Genomic DNA, 23,484 nt, shown 5'->3' on the forward strand with positions numbered 1-23,484 from the left:
GTAGCCGAAGGCGGCTCGGATCGTCTGGTGGAAAACACAGTGAGCTGAACGATCTCTTCACCACTCCGAAAGCCGGTCGAACCTACCCATGTTGCTTCCAAAACAAAGGCGCCGCTTATCTCTCACGAGGAAGCGGCGTTGTTTTGCAAGGCGTCATGGGGCCCTAAACGATGCTATCCACCACCCCCCCATCAACACGCAGCGCCGCCCCAGTGGTGGCCGAGGCCTGTTCCGAGCTGGCGTAGATGATCATGTTGGCAACTTCCTCCACCCGCGCCGCGCGCTGGATGATCGAAGTGCTGCGGTGTTCATTGACGAAATCTGCCGCAACCTTTTCCAGGCTTTTCCCGCTGCGCTCGACGTCGGCCTGGAGCATCTGGGCCACGCCCTCGGAAAGGGTCGGCCCGGGCAACACCGAGTTCACCGTCACGCCCGTGCCAGCGAGGCGCTTGGCCAGGCCGCGAGCGATTGAAAGTTGGGCGGTCTTGGTGAAGCCGTAGTGGATCATGTCGGCGGGAATGTTCACGCCCGATTCCGACGAGATAAACACGATTCGCCCCCAACCGCGCTCGACCATGCCTTGCGCATAGGCCCTGGCAACCCGCACGCCCGACATCACGTTGGTTTCAAAGAAACGCTGCCATTCGCTGTCCGGCGTTTCAAAAAAGTCTTCCTGTTTGAAAATGCCCAGGTTGTTGATGACGATATCGAAGCTTGGGTACTTGGCGACCAGGGCCTCGCAGCCAGGCGCGCTGCTGAGATCACCAACGAAGCCTTTGGCCTTCGACGCAAGATCGCCCAAACGCTGCAACGCGTCCTCCACGCTGCTCTCGCTGCGACCGTTGATGACCACATGGGCGCCAGCTTGCAGGAAGCCTTTGGCGGTCGCGAAACCGATACCACTGGTGGACCCGGTGACCAGGACGTGACGTCCGGTGAAATCGATGTTCATGAGGGGGGACTCCTTGATTAATGAACCAGAGGAAGTGCGATAGTTCTGGCTGGACGGTCGCCCGACGGATTCAGAGAGGCTTTGCCATCCCGACGTCGCCGAATATCGCAGGCCCTTAATCATGGACACGATTAAGGCTTTGCGCCTCTTTGTGACGGTTTTTTCCGCGAATGCCCATTGATGCTTCCTTGGCTGATTGGGGGACAAGGAAGATTAGGGCATCAGCCGATATCAACGTAAAGGTGCCGGCCTGTTCGCGAGCAGGCTCGCTCCCACGGGGCTGGTGGAGGTTTTTGGTCATGGGGGAGGGGTACAGCGCAGCCCGGCGGGAGCAAGCTCCCTCGCCACGGGATTCGGTAGACCCAGCTTTCAGGCTTGCGCGCTGAATCGCTGCGCAGCACGCCGCTCAAGCATTGCGGCTTCCGTCTCTCGCGTCGCCCGTTCGCCTTTGTACGCCAGTTGGTTGAAAAACAACCCGTCCGAAAACTCCTGGGGAGGAACCGAGCCGGCGCGTTTGAGCATCGGCGCCAGATCGATGGTACTGGCGAAGTTTTCCTGGGTCAGGTTGTAGCGGCCCAGGTAGCTGCCGGACCAGGGCGAGTCGGCGTCGACCATGTCGATAGAGGCGTCGCGGAACGCAACGGCGGCGGCTTTCAGATCAGTGGATTCATTGAGCAGATCGGTCAGCCGCTGGGTGTCCGCGCTGCTGAGTTGGCCGGCCGTGTCGAGCACCTTCAGGCGGCCATCGGCCTCGACGGTGAAGCCATATTTCTTGCCGGCCAGGTCCGGATGGGTTGCCGACAGCGTTGACTGGAACGTCTCGAAAGAGCTTCTCAGGGTGTTTTTCGCGCTCTCGGTAATCGCGGCGAATCGAGGGAAGTCTGGCGATTGGGAGCGACCGATCCAGGTTTCGATGACCACTGGCGATTCCACCATGGTCTGGGTTTCTTCACTGGGATGGTAAATCGCTGCAGGGCCGGCGCTTGTCAGCTGCTTTACCGCGTCCGCGGCAGGATTGGTTACCAGCTTCTGGTCGGAGCGGGTGAGGTTGGTGTTGGCGGGGGAGATAGCGGCAGAGCTAACAGAGAATTCCATTTCATCGGTCCATGATTGGCGGATACATCGGGTTATCGACAGCGGGGGACCGAGCTTTAGGGGGGCGGGCTGCTGCGCCGCCCAGCGGGAGCAAGCTCCCTCGCCACGGGTTCCGTGCAGGCCAAGGCATTGTGGTTGTGGCGAGGGGATCCTTGCCACCAAAGGCCATTGCCAGAATTGATTCCCTGCTTTCAGTACCACCGCGCCTCGCCCGGCGGGCGTTTCTTGAAGCGTTTCATGCTCCACATGTACTGGCTCGGGTAGGCGCGTACGTAACGCTCGACCACCTTGCTCATGGCAGCGCAGGCGGTTTCGGTGTCGGTGCTGTACATCTCTTCCGGGGCGGCTTCGAGGATGACTTTGTAGCCGGAACCGTCCGGCAGGCGCAGGGCATGAAGGAACACGCCGACTGCTTTACCGCCAGCGAGCATGTTCGGCACGAACTTGCTGGTCAGGGCCTGGGTGGCGAAGAAGGGCACGAAGATGCCGGCGGATTCGGCCGGTTCCGGGTCGGCAGGGATGCCCACTTGGCCGCCCTTGCGCACTTCCTTGATGACGCTGAGGATGCCTTCCTTGGTCGACGCCGCGACTTTGTTACCCAGTTGCACGCGCTGCTTTTGCAGCAATTCATCCACCGCCTTGAGCTTGGGCGGACGGTAGAAAATGATCGGTTTGCACTGGCTGCAATAGAAATGGTTGAGCACTTCCCAGTTGCCCAGGTGGCTGGTAATGCCGACGACGCCTTTGCCGGAGGCCAGGGCTTCTTTCAGCACCTCCAGGCCTTCGACTTCGCGCACCAGTTCGATGGAGCGCTGGGCCGGCCAGATCCAGGCGCAGGCGCTTTCGGTCAGGGATTTGCCGATGTCCTTGAGGCTCTGGCCCACCAGGCGCTCGCGCTCGGCCGGGTCCATCTCGGGAAAGCACTTGGCGAGGTTGATCCGCACCACGTCGCGGGAACGGTTGGGCAATTTCCACATGAGCCAGCCGATGGCCGAGCCCACCGCTTGCACCGCCCGCCAGGGCAGCAGTGCAAACAACCGCAGAGCGCCGACCAGCAAGGCGCCTTTCAACTTATCCACAGGTCACTCCTGAATGTATGGGCCGTGTTGCGAGCCGGCTATTCTAACCACCGTTTACCAACTCGGCGTAGCGGTCGCAGTCCTGGGTGTGGTCCATGACCATGCCGGAGGCCTGCATCAAGGCGTAGCAGATGGTTGGCCCGACGAAGGTAAACCCGGCTTTCTTCAGGCCTTTGCTCATCGCCAGCGCCTCGGGCGTAATGGCCGGCACTTCGGTGCGATCCTTGAAATGATTGATGATGGGTTTATCGCCGACGAACGACCAGAGGAATGCCACCGGGTCTTCCAGCGCCAGCCAGGCCTGGGCATTGCGACGGGCGGCCTTGAGCTTGAGACGGTTGCGGATGATGCCGGGGTCGAGCATCAGCTCATCGATTTCGGCGTCGCTCATCTGCGCCACGCGCTGCACGTCGAAGCCGTACAACACGTCCCGGTAGCGCTCGCGTTTGCGCAAAACGGTGATCCAGGACAGCCCGGCCTGGAACCCTTCGAGCAAAAGCAACTCGAACAAACCCTGCGCATCGCGCAGCGGCGTGCCCCACTCCTGATCGTGATAAGCCATGTACAACGGATCGTCAGAACACCAAAAGCAGCGTGGCATAAGGCTCCAGGGGGCGTGCGCACGAACGAATCGGGTATACTCCCGCTCTTTAAATCGCAGCCCAAGAAACAGGTGAATTTCGTGAGCCAGCCTACGCCAGCCGTGCGTACCTTCCAAGACTTGATCCTCGCCCTCCAGCAATACTGGGCCGAGCAAGGTTGCGTGGTACTTCAGCCCTACGATATGGAAGTAGGCGCCGGCACTTTCCACACTGCCACGTTTCTGCGTGCCATCGGCCCGGAAACCTGGAACGCCGCCTATGTGCAGCCCAGCCGCCGCCCGACTGACGGCCGCTACGGTGAAAACCCGAACCGCCTGCAGCATTACTACCAGTTCCAAGTGGTACTGAAGCCGAACCCGGAAAACTTCCAGGAGCTGTACCTGGGCTCCCTCAAGCACGTCGGCCTCGACCCGCTGGTGCACGACATTCGTTTCGTCGAAGACAACTGGGAATCGCCAACCCTGGGCGCCTGGGGCCTGGGCTGGGAAGTCTGGCTCAACGGTATGGAAGTGACCCAGTTCACCTACTTCCAGCAGGCGGGCGGCATCGAGTGCTACCCGGTGACCGGCGAAATCACCTACGGCCTCGAGCGCCTGGCGATGTACCTGCAGGGCGTGGACTCGGTCTACGACCTGGTGTGGGCCGACGGCCCGTTCGGCAAAGTGACCTACGGCGATGTGTTCCACCAGAACGAAGTGGAGCAGTCGACCTACAACTTCGAACACGCCAACGTCGACAAGCTGTTCGAACTGTTCGACTTCTATGAAAGCGAAGCCAAGCGCCTGATCGAGCTGGACCAGCCGCTGCCGTTGCCGAGCTATGAAATGGTGTTGAAGGCGTCCCACACCTTCAACCTGCTGGACGCACGCCGGGCGATTTCCGTGACCGCGCGCCAGCAATACATCCTGCGTGTGCGCACCCTGGCGCGTTCCGTTGCGCAAGCCTACTTGCTGGCCCGTGCCAAGCTGGGCTTCCCGATGGCGACCCCGGACCTGCGTGATGAAGTGTTGGCTAAGCTGGAGGCTGCACAATGAGTGCTCAAGATTTTCTGGTTGAACTGGGCACCGAAGAACTGCCACCCAAAGCCCTGAATACCCTGGCCGATGCTTTCCTTGCCGGCATTGAAAAAGGCCTGCATGCCGCTGGCCTGAACTTCGAAACCAAACACGTCTATGCCGCGCCGCGCCGCCTGGCCGTGCTGATCACGGCCCTGGAAACCCAGCAACCGGACCGCAGCATCAACCTTGATGGCCCGCCACGCCAGGCCGCGTTCGATGCCGACGGCAACCCGACCCAGGCCGCCCTGGGCTTCGCCAAGAAGTGCGGCGTGGACCTGAGCGAAATCGACCAGAGCGGTCCGAAGCTGCGCTATAGCCAAAGCATCAAGGGCAAGCCGACCGCCAGCCTGTTGCCGACCATCGTCGAAGACTCCCTGAACGACCTGCCGATTCCCAAGCGCATGCGCTGGGCCGCGCGCAAGGAAGAATTCGTGCGCCCGACCCAGTGGCTGGTGATGCTGCTCGGCGATCAAGTCATCGATTGCACGATCCTCGCCCAGAAGGCTGGTCGTGATTCCCGCGGCCACCGCTTCCATCATCCACAAAGCGTGCGCATTACCGCGCCGGCCAATTACCTGGCCGACCTGCGCGCCGCCTACGTGCTGGCCGACGCCAACGAGCGCCGCGAACTGATCAGCAAGCGCACCGAAGAACTGGCCACCCTGCAGGAAGGCACCGCCATCGTGCCGGCCAACCTGCTGGACGAAGTGACCGCGCTGGTGGAATGGCCGGTGCCGCTGGTGTGCTCGTTCGAGGAACGTTTCCTTGAAGTGCCCCAGGAAGCGCTGATCACCACCATGCAGGACAACCAGAAATATTTCTGCCTGCTGGACGCCGAAGGCAAGTTGCTGCCGCGTTTCATCACGGTCGCCAACATCGAAAGCAAGGACCCGCAGCAGATCGTCGCCGGTAACGAGAAAGTCGTTCGCCCGCGCCTGACCGATGCCGAGTTCTTCTTCAAGCAAGACAAGAAACAACCCCTGGAAAGCTTCAACGAGCGCCTGCGCAACGTCGTGTTCCAGGAAAAACTCGGCAGCGTCTACGACAAGGCCGAGCGCGTTTCGAAATTGGCGGCGTACATCGCCCCACGCATCGGCGGCGACGCCCAGCGCGCGGCGCGTGCCGGCATCCTGTCAAAGTGCGACCTGTCCACCGAGATGGTCGGTGAGTTCCCGGAGATGCAAGGCGTCGCCGGTTACTACTACGCCCTCAACGATGGCGAGCCACAGGACGTGGCCCTGGCCCTGAACGAGCAGTACATGCCACGCGGTGCCGGCGCTGAATTGCCGACCACCCTGACCGGTGCGGCCGTGGCGATCGCCGACAAGCTCGACACCTTGGTCGGCATCTTCGGCATCGGCATGCTGCCCACCGGCAGCAAGGACCCGTATGCCTTGCGTCGTGCGGCGCTGGGTGTGTTGCGGATCCTGATCGACAAGCAGTTGGACCTGGACCTGAACGACGCCGTGGCCTTCGCCGTCAATGCGTTCGGCAGCAAGGTCAAGGCTGCCGGCCTGGCCGATGCAGTGTTGGAATTCATCTTCGACCGCCTGCGTGCGCGTTATGAAGACGAAGGCGTCGACGTTGCGACCTACTTGTCGGTGCGTGCCCTGAAACCGGGTTCGGCCCTGGACTTCGACCAGCGCGTGCAAGCGGTTCAGGCCTTCCGCAAACTGCCGGAAGCGGCAGCATTGGCGGCGGTGAACAAGCGCGTGTCGAACCTGTTGGGCAAGGCCGAAGGCAACATCGCGGCCACCGTCGAAGCCAAGTATTTCGACAACGCCAACGAGTTTTCCCTTTACTCGGCGATCCAGCAGGCGGACCAGGCGGTCCAGCCAATGGCGGCGGCGCGTCAGTACAGCGAAACCCTGGCGCGCCTGGCGGCACTGCGCGAACCGGTGGATGCGTTTTTCGAGGCGGTGATGGTCAATGCCGAAGACGCCAAGGTGCGGGCCAACCGTTACGCGCTGCTGGCTCGTCTGCGTGGGCTGTTTCTCGGCGTCGCCGATATTTCGTTGCTGGGGTAACGCTTGAAACTGCTGATTCTCGATCGGGACGGGGTGATCAATCACGACTCCGACGCTTACATCAAATCGGTGGAGGAGTGGTTGCCGATCCCCGGTTCCATCGAGGCCATTGCGCAGTTGAGCAGGGCCGGCTGGACGGTGGCGGTGGCCACCAACCAGTCGGGCATCGCTCGCGGTTACTACGAACTCGCCGTCCTCGATGCCATGCATGAGCGTTTGCGCGCCCTGGTGGCGGAGCAGGGCGGGGAGGTCGGCTTGATCGTCTACTGCCCGCACGGGCCGGATGAAGGTTGCGATTGCCGCAAGCCCAAGCCGGGTATGTTGAAAACCATCGCCGCGCATTACGGCGTTGCGCTGTCGGGTGTCTGGTTTGTCGGCGACAGCCTCGGTGACCTGGAGGCGGCCAAGGCCGTCGATTGTCAGCCAGTTTTGGTAAAGACCGGGAAAGGCGAAAAGACTCTGGGCAAGACCCTACCGGTAGGCACCTTGATCTTTGACGACCTGGCGGCGATTGCCGCTGAACTTATCCACAATTAGAGCTCCCCGACATCCTGATCAAGGATCGTTCGGGAAGCGCTTAAGCAGGCGGGCCTTGCCCGCAATGGTAAACGCCGCTATGTCGATACTGCAGGCCATCAGAACCTTTCTCTTTTACCTGCTGTTGGGCACCAGCTCCTTGCTGTGGTGCACCTTGAGTTTTTTTGTCGCGCCATTCATGTCGTTCAAGACGCGCTACCGCTTCATCAACGTCTATTGGTGCCGCTGCGCCCTGTGGTTAAGCAAGGTGTTCCTGGGCATCCGTTACGAAGTGAAGGGTGCCGAGAACGTGCCTGACCGGCCCTGCGTCATCCAGTCCAACCACCAAAGCACCTGGGAAACATTCTTTCTCTCGGCCTATTTCGAGCCGTTGAGCCAGGTACTCAAGCGTGAACTGTTGTTCGTACCGTTCTTCGGCTGGGCCATGGCGATGCTGCGCCCGATTGCCATTGATCGCGACAATCCCAAGGTTGCACTCAAGCAGGTGGCACAAAAAGGCGACGTGCTCCTCAAGGACAACGTTTGGGTCCTGATTTTTCCCGAGGGTACTCGCGTGCCTTATGGGACGATCGGCAAGTTTTCCCGCAGCGGTTCGGCATTGGCGGTAAACGCATCCCTGCCGGTCCTGCCGATTGCACACAATGCGGGCAAATTCTGGCCAAAGGCTGGCTGGATCAGAAAACCGGGTGTCATCACCGTGGTTATCGGCAAACCCATGTATGCAGAGGGTACTGGGCCCCGCGCCATCGCCGATCTCAACGATCGCGTACAGGCTTGGAATGAGCAGACGCAAAGGGAACTGGGTTCGCTTCCGCCAGCGCCTGCCGCACCCGCAGCATCGGACCAGCTCGCTGTTTGAGAACTGTGGATAACCTGTGTACCGTTTTGTCCGATTTCGTCGCTTTTATTTTTTAAGTATTTGTTTTTAAAGCATATTTCTTAAGTACATAAAACATCGGAAAAGGTGCATAAGTTTTTATAGCCTTAATCGCAGCTACGATATCTCGTCGAAGACTGCGATTTTTCGCTCAACTCAACAGTTGAAACCGCAAGCTGAACGTTGTCCCCCTCCCGACCACACTATGGCATCCGATCTGACCACCGTGACGATCCACGACCGCCTTGACCATGGACAGTCCAAGGCCAATGCCATCTACGCCCTGGGCAGAGGAGAAGCGTCGATATTGGCTGAACAAATCCGGCAGTTCCTCGGCGCCGATGCCTTTACCTTGGTCAACGACGTCACACGTCAACCAACCCTCCATGCAGCGAACGTTTAGCGAGACGCGCGTTTCGCGAGGGCTGTATTTGATCGCGTTCTCCAGCAAGTTGAATAGTGCGCGGGTCAGCAGTGGCTGATCAGCGCTGACCATGGCTTCGTCATCCTCCAGCTCGTGTTCCAGCTGGATATTTTTTGCCTGGGCAATGGGCAACGCCTGATCAATCACGTCCAGCACCAGCATGGCAAACAAAGTCGGTCGGAATTGGTAGGCCTCGGATTCCGCCTTCGCCAATTGCACGAAACCGTCGGTGAGGTCCAGGGCGCGACGCACCTGGTGCTCGATCTGATCGAACAGTGGATTGTCCGCGCCGGCCTCATGGCGCTGCACGTCGAGCAGGGCGAGTATCGCCGAATGAGGTGCGCGCAGGTCGTGGGACAAAAACCGGAGCATCACGCTGCGCTGTTCTTCTGCCTCGCGCTCAGCGCTCAGGTCAGTCAGGCTCAGCAACCAGCCAATCGGCACATCGCCCTCGACCGGCAGCAATGCCGCACGTTCGAGGCGCAGGCTGCGCTCTCGGATATCGCGAAACTCGGTCAGTGGCAACGTAGACAGTCGATGCTCAGGGCTGTGGTCCAGTGGCGGATACCCCAAGCGGGCCAGTTCCTCGATCACGTCACCGTCCACCAAGCTGTGGCCGAACAATTCACGGGCCTTGCGATTGCCGAGCAGTATCTTGCCCTGTGGGTCACTGATCATGGTCGCCACGGGCAGGTACTCCAAACCATCGGCGATAAAACGACGGGTATCGCGCGTCCGGCCCATGGCTTGTTCCAACGCCATGATTTGCCCCTGCAGACGGTCACTTCCGGAATACGAGGCCCGACGTCGCTCGGGGAATACTTTCGGCTCGGCGTCCAGCCGGGCCAACTCCCAACCGAAATAGGCCAGCACCACGCTCAGTCGGCGCCAGTTCCAGATCAGATAGCCACACAACATTCCCATCAAACTGGCCACCGGCGACCACCACCAGCCCTGAGCGCCCAACAGTGCGCTGGTCAGCAGGGCCACGCTCATGCCCCCTAGTGTGGTCCCCAGTGCGAGACGGGGGCGCAACAAGAGCAATCCGAGTACCGCTCCAACCAGACACATGGACAGCAATGCTGCTTCTGGTCCATTGGGGGCCGTTTGCGTGCTGAACGAAATCAGCGCCGTCAGCGGTAACAGAAGCAGGCTTATCCAAAACCACTCCCGCATCAATTGTCGAAACAATTGTTGTACCTGAGTCGGTTCACGGCTTTCACGGCGACGCGGATTGCTCATAAGGGCCCTGGCGGAACATGAGGAAGAAAATGACCAACGCTCGGATCTTGGACGGCAAGCCCGAGGACGAGACTATAACGGACTCGATGGACGGCGTGCGGCTGCCTTTCCCTGCGCGCTGCGAGCCGGTATTGTCTCAGCCAGCGACGGGAGCATGGAACGACTCGGCTATCGGGTTGGGCGTTCCTGTCCACCTGGAAGATGTCCGTTATTTTTCGAGTTCAAGGAATCGCGTCATGCGTGTCGCCATACTGGATGACGAACCGGCCGAGCTGCGCCGGGTGGAACAGACACTGCAACAAATCCCCGGCAGGGGTGAACAACCCTGGACCTTGCACAGTTTCGAACGCACCGAAGACCTGCTGCGCCAACTGCGGCGTGAAACCTTCGACCTGTTGATCCTCGATTGGCAATTGCCTGATATCAGCGGACTTGCCCTGCTGCGCTGGACGCGCGAGCACATGGACTCGCCGCCGGCCGCCATCATGCTCACCAGCCGGGACGGAGAACACGACATCGTCCAGGCCCTGAACGCCGGTGCGGACGATTACGTCAGCAAACCGTTTCGCCCGAACGAACTCAAGGCCCGGGTCACCGCAGTGCTGCGCCGCCACAACTTGCAACGCACTCCGGCCAGCGAGGTGCTGGTGTTCAATGACCTGGAATTCGACGATGCCGAACTGACCGTCACCCGTGCCGGCATTCCCATCAGCCTCACCGAGCGGGAGTACCGCCTGGCCCGCTGCCTATTCGCCAACCTGGGCCGGCCGCTGTCGCGGGAATATTTTTATGAGCGCTTCTGGACCCACGAGGAAATGACCTCGTCCCGTCCGCTCGACACCCATATCTATCGCCTGCGCAACAAGCTCGGGCTGACGGCGGATCGGGGTTGGCAGTTGCTGACGATCTATGGGTATGGGTATCGATTGGAGAGTGTGGCGGCGGGGAGTGAGGCGTCTGTCGCAAGTTAAAAAACAGTAGGTCCGTCGCGAGGGAGCTTGTAGGAGCTGTGTAGGAGCTGCCGAGTGCAACGAGGCTGCGATCTTTCCAAAGACACTTGAATCTCAAGCGAAAGATCAAGATCAAAATCAAGAGATCGCAGGCTTCGCCAGCTCCTACAGAATCAAGCGGGAGCAAGCTCCCTCGCCACAATGAATATCAGCCGATCGTCTGCACCGGGCTTCCTGTCTTTGCGACCCGGCGACGCTGTATCAGCACACCAGACAGCACCACCAACACACTCAGCAGCCCCGTCGCCAGGATCTCCACCCGGTGGGCTTCCTGGAACAACATGATGGTCAAGGCCCCGACGATAAAGACAATCACCGCATAGGTCAGGCCCGGAAACAGCCACATGCTGAAGGCAACTTTTTCACCGCGAGCCATTCGTTGCTTGCGCATGCGCAGTTGCGAAACCGCGATGACCAGGTAAACCAGCAGAGCAATGGCGCCCGAGCTGGCCAGCAGGAATTCGAACACCGCAGCCGGGGCCACATAATTGGCAAACACCGCCAGGAAAGCCGCACCGGTCGACAGCATCACGGCCCAATAAGGCGTACCGCTTTTGTTGGTGCGCTGGGAAACAACTGGCGCATCACCACGCTTGCCCAACGAGAACATCATCCGCGACGCCGTATACAGGGCCGAGTTCAGGCAACTCGTTACCGCAACCAGGACGACGATATCGACGATCAGCTTGGCATCGGGGATTCCCATGCGCTCAAGCACCGTCTGGTACGAGCCGATACTGGCCAGGAGCGGGTCGTTCCACGGCACCAAGGCCACGACAATGAAGATGGACACAAGATAGAACAAGCCAATCCGCCAGATCACCGAGTTGGTTGCCTTGGAAATCTGCTGGCCAGGGTTCTTCGATTCGGCGGCGGCAATGGTCACGATCTCGGTGCCCATGAATGAAAACATGGTGGTGAGAATGGCCCCCAGTACCGCGCCCATGCCGTTTGGCATGAAACCTTGGGTATCGAACAGGTGCGAAATACCACTCACTTGGCTAGTGGGCAGGAAACCGAATATCGCCAGCAAGCCAAGGCCGACGAAACCAATGATCGCTACCACCTTGACCAGGGCGAACCAGAATTCGAATTCGCCGTAGTTCTTCACGCTGAACAGATTCGTGACGGTCAGGAGCAACGTGATGACCAACGTAAAGGCCCATATGGCCACGTTTGGGAACCAGGCATGCAGGATCGTCGCGGCAGCGTTGGCCTCCAACGGAATGACCAGGACCCAGAACCACCAGTAGAGCCAGCCGATGGTGAAACCGGCCCAATGACCAATCGCCCGGTCCGCATAGGTAGAGAAGGAGCCGGTGTCCGGCGACGCCACCGCCATTTCGCCCAGCATGCGCATCACCAGCACCACCAAGGCACCCGCAGCAGCGTAGGCCAACAGCACGGCCGGCCCGGCTGCTGCAATCGCATGGCCGGAACCGACGAACAGTCCTGCGCCAATCACACCGGCGATGGAGAGCATCGTCACATGACGGGGCTTGAGCCCTTGCTCCAGATTATCGAAAGTTTGCGTACCACTCATTGAGACTACCCTTGGTATTGAATTTGTTCGTACCACCTCGTCCCATCGCTTTCTGTAAATTTAAAAAAACGATGTGTAAGTTATTAAACACGCAAATTTTACGCCAGGATATTTGAAGTCCCCGTTATCCGGGGGTCCTCCGAAAATTCCTAACTCATTGAGAATGAAGGCTTTATGCCAGGGTGTTACCTGGTTACACCTTTATGAGCAATGCGCCTAGGGAAGGGCAGCCGTTTTCAGGCGTAAAAAAAAGCCAACGCATAAGCGTTGGCTTTTTTTGGAACGGGTGCTGCGCAAGGATCAGAAATCCAGGTTAGACACCGCCAATGCATTGCTCTCGATGAAGTCACGACGGGGCTCGACCGCATCACCCATCAGGGTGTTGAAGATCTGGTCCGCGCCAATGGCGTCTTCGATGGTGACTTTCAGCATGCGACGCGAACCCGGGTCCATGGTGGTTTCCCATAGCTGATCCGGGTTCATCTCACCCAGCCCTTTGTATCGCTGGATGGTGTGACGCTTGGTGCTTTCGGCCATCAGCCATTCAAGGGCTTCCTTGAACTCGGTTACCGATTTCTTGCGCTCGCCACGTTGGATATACGCACCTTCGTCCAACAGCGTGCTCAATTGCGCGCCGAGGGAAACAACAGTCTTGTAGTCGTTGCTGCCGAAGAAGTCGCGGTTGAAGGTGACGTAGTTCGACAGGCCGTGGGAGATCAGTTCGACCTCCGGCAGCCAGACGTTACGTTCACGGTCTTCGCGCAGGCTGGCCTTGTAGACCAGGCCGGATTTTTCCACGGTGCGCAGGCGGACTTCGTACTGGGCCAGCCAATCCTGCATCGCTGCGTGATCGGACAGTTGCTCCAGGCTGACGGCCGGCAGGTAGATGAAGTGCTCGGTCAGTTCCTGTGGGTACAGGCGCGACAGGCGCTTGAGGGTCTTCATCACCAGGCGGAAGTCATTCACCAGGCGCTCGAGGGCCTCACCGGAAATGCCCGGGGCGTCTTCGTTCAGGTGCAGGCTCGCGTCTTCCAGGGCCGACTGCGTCATGTACTCTTCCATGGCGTCGTCGTCTTTGATGTATTGCTCTTGCTTGCCTTTCTTGACCTTGTACAGCGGCGGCTGGGCAATGTAGATGTAGCCGCGCTCGATCAGTTCCGGCAGCTGACGGAAGAAGAACGTCAGCAGCAGGGTACGGATGTGCGAGCCGTCGACGTCGGCGTCGGTCATGATGATGATGTTGTGATAGCGCAGCTTGTCGATATTGTATTCTTCGCGCCCAATACCGCAGCCCAACGCGGTGATCAAGGTGCCGACTTCCTGGGAGGAAATCATCTTGTCGAAGCGCGCCTTCTCGACGTTGAGAATCTTGCCCTTGAGCGGCAGGATGGCCTGGGTGCGGCGGTTGCGACCCTGCTTGGCGGAACCGCCAGCGGAGTCACCTTCCACGAGGTACAGCTCGGACAGGGCAGGGTCCTTTTCCTGGCAGTCGGCCAATTTGCCCGGCAAGCCAGCGATGTCCAGCGCGCCTTTGCGGCGAGTCATTTCACGAGCCTTGCGCGCGGCTTCACGGGCACGGGCGGCGTCGATCATCTTGCCGACCACCAGCTTGGCTTCGTTCGGGTTCTCCAGCAGGAAGTCGGAAAAGTATTTGCCCATCTCCTGCTCAACTGCGGTCTTCACTTCGGAAGACACCAGCTTGTCCTTGGTCTGGGAGCTGAACTTCGGATCCGGCACCTTCACCGAAATGATCGCGGTCAGGCCTTCACGGGCATCGTCACCGGTAGTGGCGACTTTGTGCTTCTTCGCCAGGCCTTCCTGTTCGATGTAGTTGTTCAAGTTACGGGTCAGCGCCGAACGGAAGCCCACCAGGTGGGTACCGCCATCACGCTGTGGAATGTTGTTGGTGAAGCACAGCAGGTTCTCGTTGAAGCTGTCGTTCCACTGCAAGGCGATTTCCACGCCGATCCCGTCTTCACGCTGGACGTTGAAGTGGAACACCTGGTTGACCGGGGTCTTGTTGGTGTTCAGGTACTCAACGAACGCACGCAGGCCACCTTCGTACTTGAACAGCTCTTCCTTGCCGCTGCGCTCGTCCTTGAGGACGATGCCGACACCGGAGTTGAGGAAGGACAGTTCACGAATCCGCTTGGCCAGGATGTCCCAGCTGAAGTGGATGTTCTTGAAGGTTTCGCTCGAAGCCTTGAAATGGATCTGGGTGCCGGTGGTCTCGCTGTCGCCGACAATCGCCATCGGTGCCTGAGGCACGCCGTGGACATAAGTCTGTTCCCAGATCTTGCCGCTGCGGCGAACCGTCAGGACCAGTTCTTCGGACAGCGCGTTCACCACCGAGACACCCACGCCGTGCAAGCCGCCGGATACCTTGTAGGAGTTGTCGTCGAACTTACCGCCAGCGTGGAGGACGGTCATGATGACCTCGGCGGCGGAAACACCTTCCTCTTTGTGCACATCTACCGGGATGCCACGGCCGTTGTCGCGAACGGTGATGGATTCGTCCGGGTGGATGATGATGCTGATGTCGTCGCAATAACCGGCGAGGGCTTCGTCGATGGAGTTGTCGACCACCTCGAACACCATGTGGTGCAGGCCGCTACCATCGTCGGTGTCGCCAATGTACATACCGGGACGTTTGCGTACGGCATCCAGGCCTTTCAGCACTTTAATGCTCGTTGAGTCGTACGTATTTTCTTCGCTCAATGCCTTCACTCCCGATGGTCGTGGGTCTGGGTGATACGGCCCTGTTCCACGTGGAACAGAGCGACTGGCGTTTCCGTCTGCCAGCCTTCCCTCAATAATTCGTGGTCTACACAGGTAATGAATACCTGGCAGCGTAAGTCTTCCAGCAAGCGGCACAGCGCACGGCGGTGGGCCTCGTCCAGCTCGGACGGCAAGTCATCCACCAGATAAATACACTGACCGCGACGGGCCTGGCTGACCAGATGCCCTTGGGCGATACGCAAGGCGCATACCACCAACTTCTGCTGCCCCCGGGACAAGATGTCCGCGGCGTTATGTGCGCCCAATCTAAGACGCAAGTCAGCGCGTTGTGGTCCAGCCTGGGTGTGTCCCATCTGCTGGTCCCGCTGCAGCGAGCCAGCCAGCACGGCACTCAATTCCCGGTCCTTGTCCCAGCCTCGGTAATAGCTGAGCGTCAGTCCCTCAAGCTCAACCAGTTCGCTCAAGGTCTGCTCGAAGACCGGTTTCAAGGCTTTGATATAAGCGCGGCGGTATTCATCGATTTCAGCGCTGGCCTGGCACAGTTCCCTGTCCCAAACCGCTTGCGAAACGGCGTCAAGTGTACCATGTCGCAGCCAAGAGTTACGCTGGCGCAGCGCCTTCTGCAGACGTTGCCAAGTCGCCATGAAACGCGGTTCCACGTGGAACACGCCCCAATCCAGGAACTGCCGGCGGATCTTCGGTGCGCCTTCCAACAGGCGGAAGCTATCCGGGTTGATCAGCTGCAACGGCAGAATCTCTGCTAGCTGCGCAGCACTGCGGGCGTTCTGCCCGTCGATGCGAATCTGGAACTCGCCTTGCCTATCCCGCGAAATCCCCAGGGCGCTGTGGCCGCCTTCCGCCAGCTCCACCTGGCCGAACACTGTGCACGCCAGTTGATCGTACTGGATGACCGGTAACAGGCGGGCGCTGCGAAACGAACGGGCAAGCCCAAGCAGGTGCACGGCTTCCAGAACGCTGGTTTTGCCGCTGCCGTTGGCGCCGTAAAGGATATTGATGCGTGGGGAGGGGGAGAAGGTCACCGGGTGCAGATTGCGCACCGCGGTGACCGAGACGCGACTTAAGGACATCTAGCTGATCTGATTACAAACGCATCGGCATGACAACGTAGGCCGAGTCGTCGTTGTCGGACTCTTGCACCAGCGCGCTGCTGTTGGAGTCAGACAGGATCAGACGAACCTGCTCGGTGGTCATCACGCCCAGCACGTCGAGCAGGTAGCTGACGTTGAAGCCGATTTCCAGGGAGCCGCCGTTGTATTCAACGCCGACTTCTTCTTCCGCTTCTTCCTGCTCCGGGTTGTTCGCCTGGATCTTCAGCTGACCATTGGCCAGCTGCAGGCGAATGCCACGGTACTTCTCGTTGGAGAGGATCGCGGTACGGCTGAAGGCTTCGCGCAGCGCTTGGCGATCGCCCAGCACCAGCTTGTCACCACCTTTTGGCAGCACACGCTCGTAGTCAGGGAACTTGCCGTCCACCAGTTTCGACGTGAAAGTGAATTCGCCGGTCGTGGCGCGGATGTGGTGTTGGCCCAACACGATGCTGACGTTGCCATCGGGCTCGGTCAGCAGGCGGGCCAGCTCCAGGATGCCTTTGCGCGGCACGATCACCTGGTGGCGATCCGGTTGACCGATATCGGCCTGCATCGAACACATGGCCAGGCGGTGACCGTCGGTGGCAACAGCGCGAATAACGCCGGCAGACACTTCCAGGAGCATGCCGTTGAGGTAGTAACGCACGTCCTGCTGGGCCATGGCGAAACTGGTGCGTTCGATCAGGCGACGCAATTTGCTCTGGTCCAGGCTGCAGGTCAGCGAACCCGGGCCTTCTTCCACAGTCGGGAAGTCGTTGGCGGGCAACGTGGACAGGGTGAAGCGGCTGCGGCCGGCCTTGACCACGAGCTTCTGCTCATCAACCTTGATGTCGATCAGCGCGTCGTTGGGCAGGCTCTTGCAGATATCCATCAGCTTGCGCGCGGGCACGGTGATTGAACCCGGATCTGCCGGTTCTTCAAGTTGCACACGACCGACCAGCTCGACTTCCAGGTCGGTACCGGTCAGCGACAATTGCTGGCCTTCGACAACCAGCAGCACGTTGGAAAGTACCGGCAAGGTCTGGCGGCGTTCGACGACGCCCGCGACCAGTTGCAGGGGTTTCAACAGGGCTTCGCGTTGAATGGTGAAATGCATGGTCTAGTCCCTTGCCTTAATAAGCTGCGCTGGTGGTCATCAAGTGGTCAGTGTACGCAGCAGGTTCTTGTAGTCCTCGCGGATGTCCGCGTCGGATTCCTTAAGTTCGTTGATCTTGCGGCAGGCGTGCAGCACGGTGGTGTGGTCGCGTCCGCCAAACACATCACCGATTTCCGGCAGGCTGTGGTTGGTCAGTTCCTTGGACAGGGCCATGGCCACCTGGCGCGGACGTGCCACCGAACGCGAACGGCGCTTGGACAGCAGGTCGGAAATCTTGATCTTGTAGTATTCAGCAACAGTACGCTGAATGTTATCCACAGACACCAGCTTGTCCTGCAGCGCCAACAAGTCCTTCAAGGACTCGCGGATAAGCTCGATCGTGATGTCGCGCCCCATGAAGTGCGAGTGAGCGATCACCCGCTTGAGGGCGCCTTCGAGTTCACGCACGTTCGAGCGAATACGCTGCGCAATAAAGAAAGCGGCGTCATGAGGCAGTTCGACCTTGGCCTGGTCGGCCTTCTTCATCAGGATCGCGACGCGGGTTTCCAGCTCCGGCGGCTCGACGGCCACCGTCAGGCCCCAGCCGAAACGCGACTTGAGGCGCTCCTCGAGGCCTTCGATCTCTTTCGGGTAGCGGTCACTGGTGAGAATGACCTGCTGCCCGCCTTCCAGCAACGCGTTGAAGGTGTGGAAAAACTCTTCCTGGGAACGTTCCTTGCGGGCGAAAAACTGAATGTCGTCGATCAGCAAGGCGTCCACCGAACGGTAGAAACGCTTGAACTCATTGATCGCGTTCAGTTGCAACGCCTTGACCATGTCGGCCACGAAACGCTCGGAATGCAGGTACACGACCTTGGCATTCGGGTTCTTCTTTAATAGATGGTTGCCCACCGCATGCATCAAGTGGGTCTTACCCAGGCCGACGCCGCCATACAGGAACAGCGGGTTGTAGCCGTGCTTGGGGTTGTCCGCCACCTGCCAGGCCGCCGCGCGAGCCAACTGGTTGGATTTACCTTCGACGAAATTCTCGAAGGTAAATGTCCGGTTCAGGTAGCTGGTGTGCTTGAGAGCGCCTTCGACCTGGACGGTGCGCTGTTCGGCCCGCACCGGTGCCTGCTGGGAGCTGGCGCCGGCCATTGGGTCGAAGCTATCCCGGGAGGGCTCTTCGCTGACTTCGGCAACCTTTTGCGCGTTGCGTTTGCTCGGGGCGGGCGTGGGCGCCGTGGCGGCATGGTTGTTGACCGGTGCCGGGGCTGCTTGCTGGGCCTGGGAAGCTGCGGCAGCCAGCGGCGCGTTGGGCGCAGCACGAGGTGCCGAGCTGCGCTTGCTGCCTATTAATAAGGACAACGCAGGCGCCATGCCATTGCCATGCTCGTCGAGCAGTTCCATGACCCGGCCGAGGTATTTTTCATTGACCCAGTCTAGGACGAAACGGTTTGGCGCATAGACGCGCAATTCGTCGCCTTCGGCTTCGACCTGTAGCGGACGGATCCAAGTGTTGAATTGTTGGGCAGGCAGCTCATCGCGCAAAAGCTCCACGCACTGCTGCCAAAGTTCCACTGACACGGACATCCCCTAAGTTGAAAGCCGGTGAGGCAAAAACAAGCGGCCATTGTAGCGATCAGTCGATCACTTATCCACATGCAGCTTGTCGATCGCCCATGATTTATCAATGCCTTAACGGAACGAAAGACGACGGGCGGTCGGTGGATAAGCTCTGTGGATAACCGGGCGTGAGGTCGTTGCACAAGTGGGTGGTTAACTCGGTGCATAACCACCCTGTGGATAAGTTCGCATTCCACCCACAGCTTATCCGACAGCGCAGCACAGGCTTGCCACTGCTTTCCCGCCTAGTTGTCATTCTCTGTACATGGCGGATTACAAGGCCTCATGGCAGTTATCCACAGACAGGTGCCAGCCTTGCTTTTATAAGCTTTACAGAAAAGCTTTAAATAATTCCCTTCTTTATTTCTATATCTAGCGCTGCGTGACGAATCAGCCGAAAGCGCCCGGACATCTATTTAAAGGAAACGCTGGTTGGAAATTGACCTAGAGGCTTGCTTTCTCTAGAATCCCCGGTCTCTTAAAACGGGGGCCATTCCGGCCCGTTGTGGACGAACCAGGTAACACGACATGAAACGTACTTTCCAACCAAGCACTATCAAACGCGCTCGTACCCACGGTTTCCGTGCTCGCATGGCTACCAAGAACGGTCGTGCCGTCCTGTCGCGTCGTCGCGCCAAAGGTCGTGCGCGTCTGGCAGTTTGATAATCCGGCACTGGAGGTGAGTCAGGACTTCAGTCGGGAAAAGCGTCTGCTTACACCCCGGCATTTCAAGGCAGTCTTTGACTCCCCTACCGGCAAGGTTCCGGGGAAAAATCTCCTGCTCCTTGCGCGCAGTAACGATCTCGATCACCCCCGGCTCGGGCTGGTTATCGGGAAAAAGAGCGTCAAGCTCTCCGTTCAGCGCAATCGCCTCAAACGTCTGATGCGCGAATCGTTTCGCCTGAACCAGGATTCACTGGTCGGTTGGGACATCGTTATCGTCGCGCGCAAAGGTTTGGGTGACGTAGAAAACCCCGAATTGATTCAGCATTTCGGCAAGCTCTGGAAGCGACTGGCCCGTAATAAGCCGGTACCAGCAGTCAACACCGAAACTGTAGGGGTAGACAGTCACGATGCGTAAACTGGCACTCGTTCCGATCCAGTTTTATCGCTACGCCATTAGTCCTTTGATGGCCAGTCACTGTCGTTTCTACCCCAGTTGTTCCTGCTACGCGTACGAAGCCATAGAAAATCATGGCCTCCTGCGCGGTGGCTGGCTGACCTTTCGTCGTTTAGGTCGCTGTCATCCGTGGAATCCCGGCGGTTATGACCCGGTTCCGCCTATCCCTACCTCCCGTTCTTCTTCGATGGCCGAGTAATCATGGATATCAAACGCACGATCCTGATCGTCGCCCTGGCAATCGTGTCCTACGTCATGGTCCTTAAATGGAACCAGGACTATGGCCAGGCTGCCCTGCCGACTCAGAATGTTGCCGCCAGCAATACCGCACCGAGCCTGCCGGACACGACGGCTGGCAATAACACCGCCAGCAATGACGATGTCCCGCGCGCGGCAAGCGATACCAGTGCTCCAGCCGAAGCGCCTGTGGCTACGAGCAAGGATCTTATCCAGATCAAGACCGACGTGCTCGAGCTGGCGATCGATCCACAGGGCGGCGATGTCGCTCAATTGAAGCTGCCGTTGTATCCGCGTCGTCAGGATCATCCGGAAATCCCGTTCCAGTTGTTCGATAACGGCAACGAACGTACCTATCTGGCACAAAGTGGCCTGATCGGGGCCAACGGTCCGGATGCAAGCCCGGCCGGTCGTCCGGTTTATTCCGCCGAGAAGAAGGCTTATCAACTGGCTGATGGCCAGGATCAACTGGTCGTGGACCTGAAGTTCAGCAAGGACGGTGTCAATTACATCAAGCGTTTCACGCTCAAGCGTGGCCTGTATGACGTAACCGTGTCCTACCTGATCGACAACCAGAGTGCCCAGACCTGGTCTGGCGCGATGTTTGCCCAGCTCAAGCGTGACGCCAGCTCCGATCCATCTTCCAGTACCGCCACTGGCACCGCGACTTATCTGGGTGCTGCCCTGTGGACAAGTTCGGAGCCGTACAAAAAAGTGTCCATGAAAGACATGGACAAGGCTCAGCTGAAAGAAACTGTCCAAGGTGGTTGGGTTGCCTGGCTGCAGCATTATTTTGTGACGGCTTGGGTCCCGCAGAAAGGCGAGAGCAATATCGTCCAGACGCGTAAAGACAGCAAAGGCAACTACATTATTGGCTACACCGGCCCGGCGTTGACCGCTGCGCCAGGTGCCAAGGTCGAAACCAGCGCCATTCTCTACGCCGGTCCGAAAAGCCAGGCGGTACTGAAAGAGTTGTCCCCAGGCCTGGAACTGACCGTGGACTACGGATTCCTGTGGTTCATTGCCCAGCCGATTTTCTGGCTGCTGCAACATATCCACAGCATCGTGGGTAACTGGGGCTGGTCGATCATTTTCCTGACCATGCTGATCAAGGGGATCTTCTTCCCATTGTCGGCCGCCAGCTATAAATCCATGGCGCGTATGCGTGCAGTGGCACCGAAACTGGCCGCCCTGAAAGAACAACATGGCGATGACCGGCAGAAAATGTCCCAGGCCATGATGGAGCTGTACAAGAAAGAGAAGATCAACCCGCTGGGTGGATGCTTGCCGATTCTTGTGCAAATGCCAGTGTTCCTCTCGCTGTATTGGGTTCTGCTGGAAAGCGTGGAGATGCGTCAGGCACCCTTCATGCTGTGGATAACCGACCTGTCGATCAAGGATCCGTTCTTCATCCTGCCGATCATCATGGGCGCGACCATGTTCATCCAACAGCGACTGAACCCAACGCCTCCGGATCCGATGCAGGCGAAGGTCATGAAAATGATGCCAATCATCTTCACCTTCTTCTTCCTCTGGTTCCCGGCGGGTCTTGTGCTGTACTGGGTTGTGAACAACGTGCTGTCGATCACCCAGCAGTGGTACATCACGCGTAAGATCGAAGCGGCGACGAAAAAAGCCGAGGCGTAACTTGCTCTGTGGATAACCACACAAAACGCCCCCTAGTGGGGCGTTTTGCTATCTGTCACTTTTGTCTGGATACCGGTTTATGAGCGCACCGCGTGAAACTATCGCCGCCGTTGCCACAGCCCAAGGGCGTGGTGGTGTGGGCATTGTCCGTATTTCGGGGCCCCTGGCCGGTATCGTGGCCAAGGCTATCAGCGGTCGTGAACTCAAGCCGCGGTTTGCTCACTACGGAGCTTTTTTCGATTCGCAGCGGCAGGTGCTCGATGAAGGGCTTGCCTTGTATTTTCCTGGGCCCAACTCCTTCACCGGGGAAGATGTCTTGGAATTGCAGGGGCATGGCGGCCCGGTTGTCCTGGACATGCTGCTCAAGCGTTGCCTTGAACTGGGCTGCCGCCTGGCGCGCCCGGGAGAGTTCAGCGAACGGGCATTTCTCAATGACAAACTCGACTTGGCCCAGGCTGAGGCCATAGCCGACTTGATCGAAGCGAGCTCGGCACAAGCGGCACGTAATGCATTGCGGTCCCTGCAGGGCGCATTTTCCCAGCGTGTGCATAACCTTACCGAACAACTGATTGGCCTACGAATCTACGTCGAGGCCGCGATTGACTTCCCGGAAGAGGAAATCGACTTCCTCGCTGATGGCCACGTTCTGAGCATGCTCGATAAAGTACGCGATGAATTATCCACAGTACTGCGCGAAGCCGGGCAGGGTGCCTTGTTGCGTGACGGAATGACCGTGGTGATTGCCGGACGCCCTAACGCTGGCAAGTCCAGTTTGCTTAACGCACTGGCCGGTCGAGAGGCAGCGATCGTCACCGAGATCGCCGGCACCACGCGGGATATATTGCGCGAACATATCCACATCGATGGCATGCCGCTACATGTGGTGGATACCGCAGGACTGCGGGATACCGATGACCAGGTGGAAAAAATCGGCGTCGAGCGCGCACTCAAGGCCATCAGCGAAGCCGACCGAGTGTTGCTGGTGGTGGATGCCACCGCGCCGGAAGCAAACGATCCCTTTGCGTTGTGGCCGGAATTCCTCGAGGTCCGCCCGGATCCTGCGAAAGTCACCCTGATTCGCAACAAGGCCGACCTCACCGGGGAAGCGATTGCCCTTGAGGTCAGCGACGACGGCCACGTGACAATCAGCCTCAGCGCGAAATCGGCGGGCGAGGGACTGGAATTGCTGCGCGATCATCTCAAGGCCTGCATGGGCTATGAACAGACTTCGGAGAGCAGCTTCAGCGCCCGCCGCAGGCACCTTGAAGCGTTACGCCACGCCAGCGCGGCCCTGGAACACGGTCGTGCCCAACTGACCTTGGCGGGGGCGGGTGAGCTGTTGGCCGAGGATCTGCGCCAGGCGCAACATTCCCTCGGTGAAATCACCGGCGCCTTCAGCTCCGATGACTTGCTGGGCCGAATCTTCTCCAGCTTCTGCATCGGTAAATAGCCCCACCGAGCCGTCGACAAACCCGTGGCGAGGGA

20 protein-coding genes are annotated in these 23,484 nt (G+C 59.1%); 10 read left to right on the forward strand and 10 right to left on the reverse strand.

The genetic code is table 11. From position 1 onward, the window contains the following. Positions 1 to 163: 163 nt before the first annotated feature. The 4 genes from OC610_RS05300 to OC610_RS05315 all read right to left on the reverse strand — a co-directional run bounded on the left by OC610_RS05300 (position 164) and on the right by OC610_RS05315 (position 3,727). A complete protein-coding gene (locus OC610_RS05300; protein WP_264426881.1) occupies positions 164 to 952 on the reverse strand; it encodes an SDR family NAD(P)-dependent oxidoreductase in 789 nt (262 codons plus the stop codon). A 369-nt stretch (positions 953 to 1,321) separates the two neighbouring features. Then, a complete protein-coding gene (locus OC610_RS05305; RefSeq protein WP_264426882.1) occupies positions 1,322 to 2,047 on the reverse strand; it encodes a hypothetical protein in 726 nt (241 codons plus the stop codon). 191 nt (positions 2,048 to 2,238) lie between these two features. Beyond that, entirely contained in the window at positions 2,239 to 3,126 is an 888-nt protein-coding gene (locus OC610_RS05310) for a lysophospholipid acyltransferase (protein ID WP_264426883.1), read from the reverse strand. 43 nt (positions 3,127 to 3,169) lie between these two features. Next, positions 3,170 to 3,727, reverse strand: a complete 558-nt coding sequence (locus tag OC610_RS05315; RefSeq protein WP_264426884.1) for a DNA-3-methyladenine glycosylase I — start codon at positions 3,725 to 3,727, stop codon at positions 3,170 to 3,172. Positions 3,728 to 3,808: 81 nt separating this feature from the next. Between OC610_RS05315 and glyQ the strand changes: the two genes are divergently transcribed. The 4 genes from glyQ to OC610_RS05335 all read left to right on the forward strand — a co-directional run bounded on the left by glyQ (position 3,809) and on the right by OC610_RS05335 (position 8,209). Beyond that, positions 3,809 to 4,762 (forward strand): glycine--tRNA ligase subunit alpha, encoded by a 954-nt coding sequence (glyQ, locus tag OC610_RS05320; RefSeq protein WP_022641565.1) that lies wholly within the window; start codon positions 3,809 to 3,811, stop codon positions 4,760 to 4,762. Then, a complete protein-coding gene (gene glyS / locus OC610_RS05325) occupies positions 4,759 to 6,813 on the forward strand; it encodes a glycine--tRNA ligase subunit beta (protein WP_264426885.1) in 2,055 nt (684 codons plus the stop codon). Before glyQ ends, glyS begins: the two co-directional genes overlap by 4 nt. Before the next feature lie 3 nt (positions 6,814 to 6,816). After that, positions 6,817 to 7,350 carry a D-glycero-beta-D-manno-heptose 1,7-bisphosphate 7-phosphatase gene (gmhB, locus tag OC610_RS05330; protein ID WP_264426886.1) on the forward strand — a complete coding sequence of 178 codons (534 nt, stop codon included), beginning with the start codon at positions 6,817 to 6,819 and terminating at the stop codon, positions 7,348 to 7,350. 79 nt (positions 7,351 to 7,429) lie between these two features. Further along, positions 7,430 to 8,209, forward strand: coding sequence for a lysophospholipid acyltransferase family protein (locus OC610_RS05335; RefSeq protein WP_264426893.1), 780 nt, complete (start codon positions 7,430 to 7,432; stop codon positions 8,207 to 8,209). Between the two features lie 169 nt (positions 8,210 to 8,378). Here the strand turns inward: OC610_RS05335 and OC610_RS05340 are convergent, their stop codons facing one another. Further along, positions 8,379 to 9,893, reverse strand: a complete 1,515-nt coding sequence (locus OC610_RS05340; protein WP_264426887.1) for a PAS domain-containing sensor histidine kinase — start codon at positions 9,891 to 9,893, stop codon at positions 8,379 to 8,381. A 236-nt stretch (positions 9,894 to 10,129) separates the two neighbouring features. On the opposite strand from OC610_RS05340, the gene OC610_RS05345 reads away from it, so the two are divergent. Then, positions 10,130 to 10,864: a response regulator transcription factor gene (locus OC610_RS05345; RefSeq protein ID WP_264426888.1), complete on the forward strand. Its 735-nt coding sequence runs from the start codon at positions 10,130 to 10,132 to the stop codon at positions 10,862 to 10,864. A gap of 187 nt (positions 10,865 to 11,051) precedes the next feature. Here OC610_RS05345 and gabP read toward each other — a convergent pair whose 3' ends face one another. The 5 genes from gabP to dnaA all read right to left on the reverse strand — a co-directional run bounded on the left by gabP (position 11,052) and on the right by dnaA (position 18,956). Continuing rightward, entirely contained in the window at positions 11,052 to 12,446 is a 1,395-nt protein-coding gene (gabP, locus tag OC610_RS05350) for a GABA permease (RefSeq protein ID WP_264426889.1), read from the reverse strand. 300 nt (positions 12,447 to 12,746) lie between these two features. Continuing rightward, on the reverse strand, positions 12,747 to 15,164 hold the full coding sequence (gene gyrB, locus OC610_RS05355; protein WP_030139021.1) for a DNA topoisomerase (ATP-hydrolyzing) subunit B: 2,418 nt from the start codon (positions 15,162 to 15,164) through the stop codon (positions 12,747 to 12,749). Between the two features lie 5 nt (positions 15,165 to 15,169). Further along, positions 15,170 to 16,273, reverse strand: a complete 1,104-nt coding sequence (gene recF / locus OC610_RS05360) for a DNA replication/repair protein RecF (RefSeq protein WP_264426890.1) — start codon at positions 16,271 to 16,273, stop codon at positions 15,170 to 15,172. 13 nt (positions 16,274 to 16,286) lie between these two features. Next, positions 16,287 to 17,390 carry a DNA polymerase III subunit beta gene (gene dnaN, locus OC610_RS05365; RefSeq protein ID WP_003196145.1) on the reverse strand — a complete coding sequence of 368 codons (1,104 nt, stop codon included), beginning with the start codon at positions 17,388 to 17,390 and terminating at the stop codon, positions 16,287 to 16,289. Between the two features lie 39 nt (positions 17,391 to 17,429). Further along, positions 17,430 to 18,956 (reverse strand): chromosomal replication initiator protein DnaA, encoded by a 1,527-nt coding sequence (gene dnaA, locus OC610_RS05370; protein ID WP_249876794.1) that lies wholly within the window; start codon positions 18,954 to 18,956, stop codon positions 17,430 to 17,432. A 567-nt stretch (positions 18,957 to 19,523) separates the two neighbouring features. On the opposite strand from dnaA, the gene rpmH reads away from it, so the two are divergent. From rpmH to mnmE, 5 genes are all read left to right on the forward strand, one after another. Continuing rightward, entirely contained in the window at positions 19,524 to 19,658 is a 135-nt protein-coding gene (gene rpmH, locus OC610_RS05375) for a 50S ribosomal protein L34 (protein ID WP_003213577.1), read from the forward strand. A 16-nt stretch (positions 19,659 to 19,674) separates the two neighbouring features. Then, positions 19,675 to 20,076: a ribonuclease P protein component gene (gene rnpA / locus OC610_RS05380; protein ID WP_030139024.1), complete on the forward strand. Its 402-nt coding sequence runs from the start codon at positions 19,675 to 19,677 to the stop codon at positions 20,074 to 20,076. Then, positions 20,069 to 20,314 (forward strand): membrane protein insertion efficiency factor YidD, encoded by a 246-nt coding sequence (gene yidD / locus OC610_RS05385; protein WP_010465488.1) that lies wholly within the window; start codon positions 20,069 to 20,071, stop codon positions 20,312 to 20,314. The genes rnpA and yidD overlap by 8 nt, the downstream gene beginning before the upstream one ends. Positions 20,315 to 20,316: 2 nt before the next feature. Further along, complete coding sequence (gene yidC / locus OC610_RS05390) at positions 20,317 to 21,999, forward strand: membrane protein insertase YidC (RefSeq protein ID WP_264426891.1); 1,683 nt, start codon at positions 20,317 to 20,319, stop codon at positions 21,997 to 21,999. A gap of 79 nt (positions 22,000 to 22,078) precedes the next feature. Then, positions 22,079 to 23,449, forward strand: a complete 1,371-nt coding sequence (gene mnmE, locus OC610_RS05395) for a tRNA uridine-5-carboxymethylaminomethyl(34) synthesis GTPase MnmE (RefSeq protein WP_264426892.1) — start codon at positions 22,079 to 22,081, stop codon at positions 23,447 to 23,449. Positions 23,450 to 23,484 lie beyond the last annotated feature (35 nt).

The sequence above is a fragment of the Pseudomonas agronomica genome (assembly GCF_025917275.1).
In the GTDB taxonomy this organism is placed as follows: domain Bacteria; phylum Pseudomonadota; class Gammaproteobacteria; order Pseudomonadales; family Pseudomonadaceae; genus Aquipseudomonas; species Aquipseudomonas agronomica.